The following is a 13471-nucleotide window of genomic DNA, read 5'->3' on the forward strand; positions in this document are numbered from 1 at the left end:
ATTTATGAAGAGAATAATAGTTGATTACGCCAAATTGACCAATGAAATTTTAAATCTTTTGGTTGAAAAATTCCCAGATGGTTATGATGATTCTGATATCATTCGATTTAGAAATGCTAAAAATGAACTGGTTGAAGCTGTTGAAGTTAGAACCGAAGACACTATCTATTTAGTAAAAGTTAGTACTAAATTGGCTGATAGAATTGGTAATTATGAAGACGATGATGATATGGATGAAGTAGTAGAACCAATCAGCGGAATAGAATTGGATGTTGATGATGATGACGCTCCTTCTGCCGATGATGATGAAGATGAAAACTTGGACAAACCGGATGTTGATGGTGAGGACGATGAGGATGACGACAAAGATGTAGCCGATGATGATGACGATGACGACGAAGATTAATTCTATACTATCATAAAAATGAAAGGAACTCTATTTCGGGTTCCTTTTTTTATTAGATTTATACCATAAAAATATACGCCAAAATGACTACAGAAATTTTACACGCCAAATTAAAAGAAAATTTTGGGTTTGAAAAATTCAGACCCAATCAGGAAGAAATTATTAATTGTATCCTTTCGGGAAAAGATACTCTGGCAATTATGCCGACAGGAGGAGGAAAATCAATTTGTTTTCAGTTACCCGCTTTAGTCTTTTCGGGGATTACGATTGTCATTTCTCCATTGATTGCCTTGATGAAAGATCAGGTTGACAGTTTAAAAGCTAACGGAATTGCAGCATGTTACATCAATAGCAGTCAGTCTTCAGAAGAACAGGAACTGCACATTGAAAATTTAAAAAGTGGGAAAGTTAAACTCGTTTATGTTGCACCGGAGAGTTTATCTTTTTTGGAAAATGCATTCAGCCAAATCGTTGTTAGTTTAATTGCGATTGACGAAGCCCATTGTATTTCGGCTTGGGGTCATGATTTTCGTCCTGCTTACACAAATTTGGGATATTTGAAAAACCGCTTCCCCTCTACTCCAATCCTTGCATTGACCGCCACTGCAGACAAAGCTACACGAACTGATATTTGTCAACAATTAAATTTGAAGAATCCCACAACTTTTGTGGCTTCATTTGATAGGAAAAATTTAAGTCTCGAAGTGAGACCTGCATTAGATCGCGTTAAACAAATTATTGATTTCATAAAAAGCAAACCAAATGAATCAGGGATTGTTTATTGTTTGAGTAGAAAGACTACCGAAGAGTTGTCTGAAAAATTACAAAAAATCGGAATTTCAGCCAAAGCTTACCATGCGGGTTTAGACAATAAAATTCGTTCCAAAACCCAAGACGAATTTATCAATGATGAATGTCAGGTGGTTTGCGCGACCATTGCTTTCGGAATGGGAATTGATAAATCGAATGTCCGTTGGGTGATTCATTATAATTTGCCAAAAAATATTGAAGGTTATTATCAGGAAATTGGTCGGGCTGGTCGAGACGGATTGCCATCCGAAACTGTTTTGTTCGAAAGTTATGGAGACATGATTCAATTGCAAAATTTTGCATCTCAAGGTTTGAACGCAGATGTGCAGTTGGCAAAATTGGAGCGAATGAAACAGTATGCTGATGCTTTAAGTTGCCGAAGAAAAATTTTGCTTTCCTATTTTGGTGAACTGGTTTCTGAAAATTGTGGCAATTGTGATATTTGCAAAAATCCTCCTGCCTTTTTTGACGGAACGATAATTGCTCAGAAAGCATTGTCGGCCATAAGTCGTTTGAAAGAATCGGAGTCATTGCCTGTAATCGTTGATTTTTTGAGAGGTTCTAAAAATGCTTCGATTTATGATAAAGGCTACCAAGATTTAAAAACCTATGGTGTTGGAGCCGATATTTCTTGGCACGATTGGAATCAGTATTTGATCCAATTAATAAATTTGGGATATTGCGAAATTGCCTTTCATCAACAAAACAGAATTAAATTAACTCCTTTTGCAAAAAAGGTATTATTTGATGGTGAAAAAGTGCAATTGACAACTGTTCAGAAGATTAACAAAGAAAAATTCGAGACTCAAACCACTAAAACAAAATCTTCTGCAAATTCTCTTTTTGAGTTTCTTAGAAAACTTCGCGCTGAAATTGCCAAAGAAGAAGAAGTTCCTGCATACGTCATTTTCAATGATGCCACATTGAGACAGCTGGAAATTCAACGTCCGATGAGTGATTCGGAATTTTTGGCTATCGACGGGGTTGGAAAAGCAAAATTGGAAAAATATGGTCATGTTTTTATTAAAGCAATTATTGAATTTCAAAAGATAAAAAAAGTAAAGGCCAAAAAAGAGAATACGACCTACAAAGAAACTTTGGTATTATTTCAAAACGGTATGACTGTTGAGGAAATTGCGTTGAAAAGAAAATTGGGAGTTCCAACAATAATTTCACATTTGGCCAAATTATACAGTGACGGCCAAAACATAGATTTGAGTGTTTTCATAAATGAAGATGAAATTGCAAAAATCGCCGATGCAAAAATTAAGCTCGACTCACCTACTGCCTTAAAACCTTATTTCGAATTTTTCGAAGAACAAATTCCGTATGATAAAATAAGGATTGGTTTGGCTATACTCGAAAAAGAAAAAATAGTATCTTAATTTATGACAATATCTTCTTTTCCTTATTTTGTGGATTCAAATTCTGAAATTTTGGTTTTGGGAACTATGCCTGGCGTGGCGTCATTGAATAAACAGGAATATTATGCCAATCCTAGAAATCATTTTTGGAAAATTATGTGTACTCTTTTTGATGCCTTACCAATTCCTGAAATTTTTGAGGAAAAGGTTAAAATTCTTCAATCAAACAAAATTGGGCTTTGGGATGTTTTGGAAAATTGTGAAAGAAAAGGAAGTTTAGACATTCATATAAAAAATCACAAGGAAAATGATTTTATTGCCTTGTTTGAAAAATTTCCTAAAATCAACAAAATTGTTTTTAACGGAAAACAAAGCTATGCTTTTTTCTATAAAAAATATGGGCAAATAAAAGGCATTACCTATTTCGTAATGCCTTCTACTAGTCCTGCCAATACTATGACTTTTGATAATAAACTCAGAATTTGGTCAAGTATTTTGGATTAAAATTTTCAAGAATTAAGGTATCTTTCTTCAAAAACTCTTTTATGATGTTTAACATGTCCTAAAAGTATAAAACCAATAGCTCTTACTGAAATTTTATGATTTGATGCAGTTCCGATTCTTCTTAATTGTTCGTCAGAAAAACTTTTGAACATCAATAAGTTAGAATGTCTTACAGCCGAAAATTCAGATAATAAATCTTGAATACTTCTGCTTTTAGCATCGGTGTTTGCAGCATAATCATTTTCTTCGAATCCAGGTAATGGCGTTTTATCATTTCTGGAAATTCGAAGTGCACGATAAGCAAAAATTCTTTCAGTATCAATAATATGCTGAATAATTTCTTTTATCGTCCATTTTCCTTCAGCATAACTATAATCAAATTTGTCCATTGGAATATTTTGGACAAATTTGATAAAGTCATGTAAACTTATTTCTAATTCTTCGAATAATTCAACATTCTCAAGAGCTTGTATGTACGTAGCATTGAACTTTGAATATTCATTAACCGGCAATTGATCAGATCTCATATGGTAGTTTTTTTAGAATTAAAAATACTAATTTTTTATTTTCAAATTAAGCAGAATTTCTACTTGCGTTTGTATTTCCGAAAAGTGAGCGAGTCACGATTTTCTCATATACTTTTATCAAGTTGGCATCTGGATTTGCTTCTTTATTTAACTCATTGATTCGTAACAAAGCATATTGTTGGATAGTCAAAAGAGGTAAAACAATACGTTCTCTCATCAAAATAGAAGCTCTACCGTCAGGATAATTCTCCATAAGCTCTTTGAAACCAGCAATTTTCAATAATAACCTTTTGGTTTCCAAAAACTCATCATAGATAATTTGCCAAAATTCTCCAAACTCAGGATCTTTTCTCATGTAGGCGGTCAATGGGAAGAATGATTTTGCCAATGACATCATACTATTTTCAAGTAATGTTCTGAAAAACAATGAGTTATCGTAAAGATTTTGAGCTTTTTCCCATTGGTTTGTATCTTCAAAATGTTTCAATGCAGCACCAACTCCGAAGAATCCAGGTACATTTTGTTTTAACTGACTCCAAGATCCAACAAATGGAATTGCTCTTAAGTCAGCAAAATCAAGTGTTTCGGATTTACTTCTTTTTGAAGGTCGGCTTCCAATGTTAGTTTTTGCATAATATTTCAAAGTACTCATTTGCTCCAAATAAGGAATGAATTTAGGGTGGTTTTTGAAAGCTAAATATTTGTCATACCCTAATTCAGCCATTTGATCCAAGATATCTTTTTCTTCTGACGATAGGTTATTCTCTCCTTGGTTGAAAACTTGGTTGGCAACACCAGCACTCAAAAGATTTTCTAAATTATATCGGCAAGAATCCAAAGTTCCAAAATTAGAACTGATGGTTTGACCTTGAATTGTTATTTGAATTTCGTTGTTTTCAATATTTGGTCCTAACGAAGCATAGAATTTATGTGTTTTTCCACCACCACGAGCAGGTGGTCCACCACGTCCATCAAAGAAAATAGCGTGAATTCCGTACTTTCTGGAAATTTCAGTTAATGCTTCTTTGGCTTTATAGATACTCCAGTTGGCCATCAAATAACCACCATCTTTTGTCCCGTCAGAAAAACCAAGCATGATTGTTTGCTTGTTATTTCTATTAGCTAAATGTTTAGCATATTCAGGATTAGTGTATAATTTTTCCATTACTAAATGAGCATTGTGCAAATCATCTACCGATTCAAACAATGGAATTACATCAACACTTGCATTTTCCCAATTACATAATTTGAACAATGCAAAAGTTTCCATTACATTAAGTGCACTTTCGTTGTTACTAATAATATAACGGTTGGCGCCAAATTCTCCATTATTTTCCTGAATTGTTTTGATTGCCTGAATAGACTCAATCGTAGATCTTGTCATTTCATTTTCAAAATCCGCTGCATCCAAATTACCCTTAACTGTTGACAAAACTTGTATTTTTTCATCCTCAGTTAGTTGGAAATAATTCTCTGGAAAAATATTTGTTTTTGATTTGGAATAATAATCAACTATATCGTAAAAAACATTTTGGTGGATTTTACTATTTTGTCTAATATCTAAAGTAGCAAAGTGGAAACCAAATAAATTCAATCGTATAAGTAATGCATCAATTTGATCAGCATAAAGAGATTGATGTTGCTCAATAATGATAGTTTTTATTTTATTTAATTGAGTTTTTAACTCTTCGCAGGTAATAAAAATTTCACCTTTTGAATAAAAAACAGAACGATATAATTTTTGTTCTAATTCCATTACCAAGGAATCAACAACTGGGAAAGTAAGTTTTCGTTTTAAGTTTCTGATCTCGATATAATAACATTTCAAAATAGAACTTCTCAAACGATCAGCTACTTTTAATGTAATATCAGTAGTAACAAATGGGTTTCCATCACGATCTCCACCTGGCCAGAAACCTAATTTGATTATTGGGTTTTTTATTGCTTCACCTTCAAAAACATTTTTTTGCAAATAATGAACCATCTCTCCGGAAGTGTTGTAAAAAACATTTTCCAGATACCAAATTAAACTCACCGCTTCATCATAAGGATTTGGCTTTTCATTTTGGATAAATGGTGTTTTACCAAGTTGAGCTAATAATTGCTTGATTTCAAGAAGGTCATTGTTACGAATTGCTTCTGTCAAATCATTAATGATTCCAAGAACTGGTCCAGGGTAAAATTGAGTTGGGTGAGCAGTTAAAACAGTACGAACGTTAAAACTCTCTAAGAAATTAATCAGTTCTTCTTTCTTGTCCCGAACATCTGATTTCTCTTTGATATCACGTAATGATCCTCTACCTTCCATATTGTTTACAACAGGAAAAGCAGCATCTTCGATAGCATCAAATAAAACAATTTGACGTTCAATATACTGTATAAAGTGGAACATCAAATTAATTTTATCTTTTTCAGTAGCACTGTGCAAATATTTATCTGAGAAAAAGTCGAAAATTTCTCTTGGTGTCTCCTGTTTTTTAAAACCGTTATCACAAAGTTCTGTAAAAATTGGAAGCAAAACTCCCGTATTGTCTACAGAATCAAAAGGCAATGTAATAAATACACTGTTGTATATATGGTATTTAGATAGGACATTTTGATTAAAACGTTCTATTTTGGGTAAAGTGTACATAATTATACGTTAAAATAGGTTGGTTAATTCGTCATAAAAAAACCTCAAGTGTATGCTTGAGGTTATATTTTATAATATAGCATTCAAGTTTATTTTACATTTCCTTAAAAATGGTATGCATCAAACGCTTTTTATCATTTATACTTTCCTCTAAAGAAATCATAGTTTCAGTTCTATAAACTCCTTCGATATCATCTATCATAAAAATTACATCCTTAGCATGCTTAGTATCTTTTGCTCTGATTTTACAAAAAATATTAAACTTACCAGTAGTAACTGAAGCAACAGTTACAAATGGAATTTCATTAATACGCTCTAAAACAAATTTTGTTTGAGAAGTATTGTTAAGGAAAACCCCCACGTAAGCGATAAATGAATATCCAAGTTTGTCATAATCAAGGACTAATGAGGATCCCATTATGATACCTGCATCTTCCATTTTCTTAACTCTCACATGAACCGTTCCAGCTGAAATCAATAATTTTTTAGCAATGTCAGTAAACGGTACTCTTGTGTTGTCTATCAACATATCTAAAATCTGGTGATCTACTTCATCTAAACGAAACTTACTCATAATTCTTTTATTATATGGTTATTTGATACTGAAAAAGTTAAAATTATAAATAAAAATTAAATAAACGGCACTTTTTTTATTTTATTATCGTTCCGTTCACGAAAAACACTTTTCCGTCTAAATTAAAGTTGGCTTTTTGATCTTTATTTGGGTAATTGTTAAAGTCATCTCTGTATAATGCACCTTTTGCATCGTAAACATTATGACCAAAATAATTTTCCAAATCGCCAACTTCAACTATGTAAGCATTAAAAATTATCTGATTGTCAATTAACTCTTCTTTATATTGAGCAACAAAATTCGTGATTATTTCAATACCATCATAATTTATTTTGATATTTTTATACATAAAATCAAAAAAAACGACTTTATTCTGCGGAATGTTTAAATATTTATCATTTCCGTTGCTAACTATATCGTTTTCGCTGAGAATATTGAAGCTCGAAACCAAAGAGAAGAATATGTGTTTTCGTGTAATTTCTCTCTCATAATCTCCTGGAAAATGTCCTGCTTCAAATAATAAAGTAGGAACACCTAAATATTGAAAAGTGTCTCCAATACAATTGATGTTGAAAGAATCATCAAATCGGCCAACTTGTCCCGGAATGTAATTTTGTAAAACTTCGTTGATACCTGCAATTAAGTTGATTGCTTTTAATCGGGTGTCATTTATTTCTCTTTCTTCATTATAAGATGGCGCTAAAAACGAAACAGTTGCCGGTTTTCCTGTGTCAGAAACACCAAAAATAGTACGTTGATCATGTAAATTGAAACAATAATCTGGCTTAAACTCTTCAAAAATAGCTCTCAAGACCTTGCTTTCCGGTTGGGTGAGATTCTGAGAATCACGATTTAGATCAATTTCATTGGCATTGGCTCTAGTGTATAATTTGGCTCCATCAGGATTTAGCATTGGAATACAATAAAATGTAAAAGTATCCAAGAGTTGTTTGGCTAAATCTGATCCATTATTCAATAAATTAATAAAATCAAATAATGCCTTAGTCGTAGTACTTTCGTTACCATGCATTTGTGACCAAAGATAAATTTTTAATTTACCATGGCCTTTTTGATAACTATAAATTGGTTTTCCTAATACGGACTCCCCAATTATTTTTACATCATTTTTTAAAGATTCCCTTTTTAATAATGGCTCTATATTTTCTAATGTAATATATCGCCCTTGAATTGTTTCTTCTTTATTTTGATTGAATAATTCTTCTAAATTCATTTTACAATATTTGATATACAAAAGTAAGCATCTTTGCTTTTACTTTAAAAGATTATCAGTTTTTTAAAAAATAATTTGAGAATTGTTAGAAAACGATATTTAGGGATTCAGTTCTTAGAATAATTTATAAAACAGCTCTGTTTTGTAATTCGTGAGAATTAAATATTCTGTGCTAAGAGTCGAAAAAAATATTTTACGCGATTCTCAGCGAGTTTAGCTTTGGGTTGGATTATATCCATTTTCTGGAATTTTGCCTTTTGAGTTTTCAAAGTGTTTCTTTAAAACGTTTAAATCGGATTCTAGATTTGCTGTTGGATAAAATGGTTTTCCAAAATCAACTATTTTTGTCTCAAAATTTAAGGATACAGGAATAATTGGCACTTTTGCGTGTAAAGCTATATAATAGAATCCTGTTCTGAGTTGATCCACTTTTTTTCTTGTCCCTTCGGGTGATATTCCTAAACGAAAAGTTTCTTTTGCTTCAAATAATTGTACTATCGAATCTACTATGTTTAAACCGCCAGTCCTATCAAGTGGCGCGCCTCCAAAATATTTGAAAAAATTACCAAACGGAAAACGGAATAATTCTTTTTTCCCAACCCAATTGATGTCGACGCCAATAGCTCCTCGGCAAATAATAGCGATGTAAAAGTCGTGCCAACTCGTATGTGGCATTACTATCACAACACTTTTTTTTATTCTCTCATCGAAGTTACCCTCTATTTTCCAACCCATTAAATTTTCAAAAATCCATTTATAGATTTGTTTCTTCATTTATGATTATTTTATACAAATTAAATAATAATTATCTTATTTTTGGGCAAAACCGAAGTTAATGCTAATTAAATTACTGAGTTATATCATTCCGATAAAAATTTTCAAAACTAAATCAAAATTAAGTAAAACCATCGAAGTCACTTGGGTAAATGGCGAGTTGGTGATGGATTCTGAAAATACAAATTATTCCTATGGAAGTTTGCAGCGCATATTAAGAATTGGGTTAAAGCATTTTGGATTTGATAAAATTTCAAAAATGAATCATGCCTTGGTTCTTGGAGTTGCTGGTGGTAGTGTTATAAAAACATTGGTTGATGAAATTCATTTTAAAGGTCAAATTACAGGTGTTGATATTGATCAAGACATTATTAAAATTGCAAATCAATATTTTAAATTAGATGAAATAAAAAATCTTAATATCGTGATTGATGATGCTTTTGAATTTGTTCTAAAAACTAAGGATCGTTATGATTTGATTATCATTGATATATTCCAGGATATGAATATGCCGAATTTTTTGTTTGAAGATTTTTTTATCAATAGAATTTGTTTTTTGCTTCAAAGCAGAGGAGTTGTACTTTTTAATACAATGTGTCTGACAGCTAAAGACAACCTAAGAAATAAAAAATTGATTAAGGAGCTCAATGATGAAAACTATAAAATTGAGTCAATTCCCAGAGTTGAAATTCATAATGAATTGATTATTATTCAAAAACAAAATTAATCTCCTCCCCGACCTTCTCCAAAGGAGAGGGAGGCTAGATGATGACTGTATGTAAAAGAGAGTAAAATCAAAGAAGCATTTTTCTAGCTTTTTCTAAATCTTCGGCGGTATCAATTCCAATTCCGATGTGTGTTGTTTCGACCATTTTGATGCGTTTTCCAAATTCTAGATAGCGTAATTGTTCTAATTTTTCGGAGGCTTCCAATGATTTCATCGGTAAGCTGTAAAAATCCAATAATGCTTGTTTTCTAAAAGCATAAATTCCAATGTGTTTCATATAACGAACACCAACATTTACTTCTCTAGGGTAAGGAATCACCGAACGCGAAAAGTACAGCGCAAAACCATCTTGGTTCACGACCACTTTCACATTGTTTGGATTATTAATATCGGCTTCATCTTTGATTTCGCACATTAAAGAAGCCAAATCTACCTGCTTATCAGTGTCATTTCTGAAAACTTCGATAACTTTTGCTAAAGGTTCTTTGTTTATAAAAGGTTCGTCTCCTTGGACATTGATGACAATATCCACGTCAAGATTTTCGACGGCTTCTGCAATTCGGTCACTCCCCGATTCGTGTTCTTTGATACTTTTGATCGCTTTTCCGCCATTGGAAACAATTTCGTCAAAAATTAAATCGGAATCGGTTACCACAAAGACATCATCAAATAATTGTGTGTTTATGGCGGCTTCGTAGGTTCTTAAAATAACCGTTTTACCTCCTAAATCCTGTATCAGTTTTGCTGGAAATCGTGTAGATGCGTAACGGGCGGGAATGACTGCTATTATTTTCATTTATATTTATTCTACTGTTTTATTTGGTGTCAAATATATGTTTTTATAATCTAAAGTTAATCCGAAATTCTCACCGAAGTCATACTTAACGACCCTCCTACCAATTTATCATTAAACAAACTCAATTCTTCTGATTTTCCTTTTAATCCCAAAGTATAAATCAACGGTAAATAATGATCAGGTGTTGGGATGGAAAGTTGGAAAGCTTTGCTTTGTTTTTCAAAATCAATAAGCGGTTGGAAATCGCCATCGATTAAGTGTTTATTGATAACTTCTCTTGCTTCAAAAGCCCAATCGTAACCGTAATTGTCGGTATTTATGTTTCTGAAATCGACTAATCTTAAGTTGTGAATGATGTTTCCGCTGCCTACAATAAGGATACCTTTGGTGCGTAATTCACTTAATTTTTGCGCCAATTCAAAATGGTACTGACCCGATTTTGTGTAATCGATACTCATCTGAATTACAGGAATATCAGCGTCGGGATATAAATGTTTAATTACACTCCAAGCTCCGTGATCCAATCCCCAATGATGGTCTAATTCCACATCGGTTGGTGATAATAATTCCTTAGTTGCGCTGGCCAGTTCGGGACTTCCTTTGGCGGGATATTGTACTTCAAATAATTCCTGAGGGAATCCTCCAAAATCATGAATCGTGCGAGGCATTTCCATAGCGGTAACCTTAGTCCCGTTGGTAAACCAATGCGCCGAAATACACAAAATTGCGTTTGGTTTAAGCAAGGTTTTGGCTAAATTCCTAAAACCGGTCACAAACTGATTTTCTTCGATGGCATTCATTGGGCTTCCATGCCCCAAAAACAATACAGGCATTTTTTCGGTATTCGAAAATGATCCAGAAATTTTATGTAAATCGTTTAGCGTGTTCATGATGCATTTCATTTAGTTTAAAGATGATGAGACGTGATAAATCACGTATGTAAGAAGATTTATTTTTTACAAAATTTATCTTCATTCCATTTCAAAGGGTTTTCTTCGATATAATTTTGTATTCTTTCAAAAGATTCTGAATTTCTAATAATATGGTCATGAAAACGATTATGCCATTCAAACTTTTGATTTATTTTTCTCATTTCAAAGGTACATCTTCCCTTATACCATCTTATTACTCGTGATATATTTTCGGCAAGCATAGGATTGTTTTGACCAGTGCATCCTCCTGTTTTATTCTTTGATTGCTCTGAGGCAATTAATTGCGTTTCTCCTAATGTGATGGATTTATCAATAATTAATATTCCATGCATGTGGTTAGGCATAATCTGAAAATTTCCTAATTCTATGTATGGAAATTTTTTCACTATTTCTGTCCAATATTTTTCAGCCAATATACCAATTTCGTTTAAATTCATTACATTATTGACAACTTCTCCAAAAAAGGACTGCATCTCCTTCGTACAAATCGTAATAAAATAGGCTCCATTTGTACCATAATCCCAATTTTGTAATCGAACTGAAGGAACTCTATATTTATTTCTGAATTTTTCTGCCATACTTTAATCCTTTTATTTTCATAAAAATGTACAGACGCGATTTATCGCGTCTCATACAATGATAGGGGATTTTTTGATGCACGATACGTGAGACGCGATAAATCGCTTCTTTACATCACAAAACTATCGTCTTTAAATCCTATCAAATATAACTTATTTTTGGCTCTTGTCATAGCGGTGTATAACCATCGAACATAATCCCTGTCGATGCCGTTTGGTAAATACGGTTGCTCAATAAACACTGTATTCCACTGCCCTCCCTGGGATTTATGGCAGGTAATCGCATACGAGAATTTAACTTGCAACGCATTGAAATATTCGTTTTCCTTTACTTTTTGGAACTTTTTATATTTGGTGGTTTCGCTTTCGTAATCTTTCATTACTTCCTGATACAATCTGTTTGATTCTTCAAAAGTCAACGAAGGTGATTCGCTTTTAATTGTATCCATCAAAAGAACTGTTTCAAAAGGTTTTTGGTCGGGATAATCAATCATTCGGATTTTTACTTTGGCGAATTTAAAACCATATAATTCTTTGATTCCAAACATTTCCAAAACTTCAATGATATCACCATTGGCAATAAATCCTGCTTCATCGGAGTCTTTTAGCCAAAAATAATTATTCTTCACCACCATCAGGAAATCGCCTGTGGACAATTCGCTTTCTTTATCAAGGATCTTTGACCGAATTTGCTCGTTGTATTGATTCGCTCTTTTATTGGAACGAACAATAAAAGCAGTGTCTTCGATACTGTAATTACTGTAGGCAGAATGAATCGCATCCTGGATATCATAGCCATCAACCAAGCGTACAATATCCTTGAATTTCCTAATATTAAATTTGAATTCCGATATAAAACTGTCCTTTAATAACTCTCTCAATTCGGTTGCGTTATGTAGAATTCCTGAGCTTTCTTCCTGACGCATTACTTCATCAAGTTCAATATGTTCTACTTCTTTATTGTAATGAATACTTAAAGTGCTAATATCCAAAGCTGGGCTTATGTCCAAATTTACAGGAGGCAACTGAGCTGTGTCGCCCAAAAGGATCATTTTGCAATTAGTTCCCGAATATACATAGGAAATCAAATCATCAAGCAATGAGCCGTTTTCGTATAATTTGGAATCCGAATTGGCGTCCGAAATCATCGAGGCTTCATCGACTATAAAAATGGTGTTTTTATGTTTATTGGGTTGTAAAGTAAACGAAACTCCTCCGCCTGAATTTTTCTTTGGGAAATAGATTTTTTTATGAATTGTAAAAGCGGGTTTGTTCGAATAATTGGCAATTACCTTCGCCGCACGTCCTGTTGGTGCCAACAAAACATACTTTTTATTGATATCCAATAAACTATTTACGATTGTCGAAATAACGGTAGTTTTCCCCGTTCCTGCATATCCTTTTAAAACAAAAATGGTGTCATTATAACTATCAGTCAGGAAAATGGCAACTTTTTGAAAAAAAATATCCTGATTGTATGTCGGCGGAAAAGGGAATTTTTTCTGCAAAAGGCTGTAAAAAGAAGAGGAATTCATCAGGAATATTTTATTGCAAAGTAAAGTAAAAAAGGTTAAAAGTTTATTAGTTTAGAAGTTTAGATTTGGAAAACTAAACAT

13 protein-coding genes are annotated in these 13471 nt (G+C 32.8%); 4 read left to right on the forward strand and 9 right to left on the reverse strand.

The window, feature by feature from the left end:
• Positions 1 to 4 precede the first annotated feature (4 nt).
• The 3 genes from OZP12_RS11785 to OZP12_RS11795 all read left to right on the forward strand — a co-directional run bounded on the left by OZP12_RS11785 (position 5) and on the right by OZP12_RS11795 (position 3084).
• Positions 5 to 406, forward strand: a complete 402-nt coding sequence (locus tag OZP12_RS11785; protein ID WP_281225189.1) for a DNA primase — start codon at positions 5 to 7, stop codon at positions 404 to 406.
• Positions 407 to 489: 83 nt separating this feature from the next.
• Positions 490 to 2601: a DNA helicase RecQ gene (gene recQ, locus OZP12_RS11790; protein WP_281225190.1), complete on the forward strand. Its 2112-nt coding sequence runs from the start codon at positions 490 to 492 to the stop codon at positions 2599 to 2601.
• A 3-nt stretch (positions 2602 to 2604) separates the two neighbouring features.
• The gene (locus tag OZP12_RS11795) at positions 2605 to 3084 is read left to right on the forward strand and encodes a DNA-deoxyinosine glycosylase (RefSeq protein ID WP_281225192.1); all 480 of its coding nucleotides are present in this window, start codon (positions 2605 to 2607) and stop codon (positions 3082 to 3084) included.
• 5 nt (positions 3085 to 3089) lie between these two features.
• On the opposite strand, the gene OZP12_RS11800 is transcribed toward OZP12_RS11795, so the two are convergent.
• The 5 genes from OZP12_RS11800 to OZP12_RS11820 form a co-directional block, all read right to left on the reverse strand.
• Positions 3090 to 3611 carry a DinB family protein gene (locus OZP12_RS11800; RefSeq protein WP_281225194.1) on the reverse strand — a complete coding sequence of 174 codons (522 nt, stop codon included), beginning with the start codon at positions 3609 to 3611 and terminating at the stop codon, positions 3090 to 3092.
• Positions 3612 to 3657: 46 nt separating this feature from the next.
• Positions 3658 to 6243, reverse strand: a complete 2586-nt coding sequence (locus OZP12_RS11805; RefSeq protein WP_281225195.1) for a phosphoenolpyruvate carboxylase — start codon at positions 6241 to 6243, stop codon at positions 3658 to 3660.
• A gap of 94 nt (positions 6244 to 6337) precedes the next feature.
• Positions 6338 to 6817, reverse strand: coding sequence for an Lrp/AsnC family transcriptional regulator (locus OZP12_RS11810; protein WP_024981770.1), 480 nt, complete (start codon positions 6815 to 6817; stop codon positions 6338 to 6340).
• Positions 6818 to 6893: 76 nt separating this feature from the next.
• A complete protein-coding gene (locus OZP12_RS11815) occupies positions 6894 to 8048 on the reverse strand; it encodes a M14 family metallopeptidase (protein WP_281225197.1) in 1155 nt (384 codons plus the stop codon).
• A gap of 213 nt (positions 8049 to 8261) precedes the next feature.
• The gene (locus OZP12_RS11820) at positions 8262 to 8822 is read right to left on the reverse strand and encodes a 1-acyl-sn-glycerol-3-phosphate acyltransferase (RefSeq protein WP_281225198.1); all 561 of its coding nucleotides are present in this window, start codon (positions 8820 to 8822) and stop codon (positions 8262 to 8264) included.
• A gap of 61 nt (positions 8823 to 8883) precedes the next feature.
• Between OZP12_RS11820 and OZP12_RS11825 the strand changes: the two genes are divergently transcribed.
• Positions 8884 to 9549 carry a spermidine synthase gene (locus tag OZP12_RS11825; protein ID WP_281225199.1) on the forward strand — a complete coding sequence of 222 codons (666 nt, stop codon included), beginning with the start codon at positions 8884 to 8886 and terminating at the stop codon, positions 9547 to 9549.
• A 67-nt stretch (positions 9550 to 9616) separates the two neighbouring features.
• Here OZP12_RS11825 and kdsB read toward each other — a convergent pair whose 3' ends face one another.
• The 4 genes from kdsB to OZP12_RS11845 form a co-directional block, all read right to left on the reverse strand.
• Positions 9617 to 10345 (reverse strand): 3-deoxy-manno-octulosonate cytidylyltransferase, encoded by a 729-nt coding sequence (kdsB, locus tag OZP12_RS11830; protein ID WP_281225200.1) that lies wholly within the window; start codon positions 10343 to 10345, stop codon positions 9617 to 9619.
• A gap of 56 nt (positions 10346 to 10401) precedes the next feature.
• Positions 10402 to 11235: a 4,5-DOPA-extradiol-dioxygenase gene (ygiD, locus tag OZP12_RS11835; RefSeq protein WP_281225201.1), complete on the reverse strand. Its 834-nt coding sequence runs from the start codon at positions 11233 to 11235 to the stop codon at positions 10402 to 10404.
• A gap of 59 nt (positions 11236 to 11294) precedes the next feature.
• On the reverse strand, positions 11295 to 11855 hold the full coding sequence (locus OZP12_RS11840; RefSeq protein WP_281225202.1) for a transposase: 561 nt from the start codon (positions 11853 to 11855) through the stop codon (positions 11295 to 11297).
• Between the two features lie 110 nt (positions 11856 to 11965).
• Positions 11966 to 13390 (reverse strand): ATP-dependent DNA helicase, encoded by a 1425-nt coding sequence (locus OZP12_RS11845; protein WP_281225203.1) that lies wholly within the window; start codon positions 13388 to 13390, stop codon positions 11966 to 11968.
• Positions 13391 to 13471: the final 81 nt, after the last annotated feature.

Origin of the sequence: Flavobacterium aquiphilum (genome assembly GCF_027111335.1) — a bacterium.
In the GTDB taxonomy this organism is placed as follows: Bacteria; Bacteroidota; Bacteroidia; order Flavobacteriales; family Flavobacteriaceae; genus Flavobacterium; species Flavobacterium aquiphilum.

Coding starts and splice junctions, on each gene's coding strand:
- recQ (WP_281225190.1), top strand. CDS start 490: ATGACTACAGAAATTTTACACGCCAAATTAAAAGAAAATTTTGGGTTT.
- kdsB (WP_281225200.1), bottom strand. CDS start 10,345: ATGAAAATAATAGCAGTCATTCCCGCCCGTTACGCATCTACACGATTT.
- OZP12_RS11820 (WP_281225198.1), bottom strand. CDS start 8,822: ATGAAGAAACAAATCTATAAATGGATTTTTGAAAATTTAATGGGTTGG.
- OZP12_RS11825 (WP_281225199.1), top strand. CDS start 8,884: ATGCTAATTAAATTACTGAGTTATATCATTCCGATAAAAATTTTCAAA.
- OZP12_RS11800 (WP_281225194.1), bottom strand. CDS start 3,611: ATGAGATCTGATCAATTGCCGGTTAATGAATATTCAAAGTTCAATGCT.
- OZP12_RS11810 (WP_024981770.1), bottom strand. CDS start 6,817: ATGAGTAAGTTTCGTTTAGATGAAGTAGATCACCAGATTTTAGATATG.
- OZP12_RS11815 (WP_281225197.1), bottom strand. CDS start 8,048: ATGAATTTAGAAGAATTATTCAATCAAAATAAAGAAGAAACAATTCAA.
- OZP12_RS11805 (WP_281225195.1), bottom strand. CDS start 6,243: ATGTACACTTTACCCAAAATAGAACGTTTTAATCAAAATGTCCTATCT.
- OZP12_RS11840 (WP_281225202.1), bottom strand. CDS start 11,855: ATGGCAGAAAAATTCAGAAATAAATATAGAGTTCCTTCAGTTCGATTA.
- OZP12_RS11845 (WP_281225203.1), bottom strand. CDS start 13,390: ATGAATTCCTCTTCTTTTTACAGCCTTTTGCAGAAAAAATTCCCTTTT.
- OZP12_RS11795 (WP_281225192.1), top strand. CDS start 2,605: ATGACAATATCTTCTTTTCCTTATTTTGTGGATTCAAATTCTGAAATT.
- ygiD (WP_281225201.1), bottom strand. CDS start 11,235: ATGAACACGCTAAACGATTTACATAAAATTTCTGGATCATTTTCGAAT.
- OZP12_RS11785 (WP_281225189.1), top strand. CDS start 5: ATGAAGAGAATAATAGTTGATTACGCCAAATTGACCAATGAAATTTTA.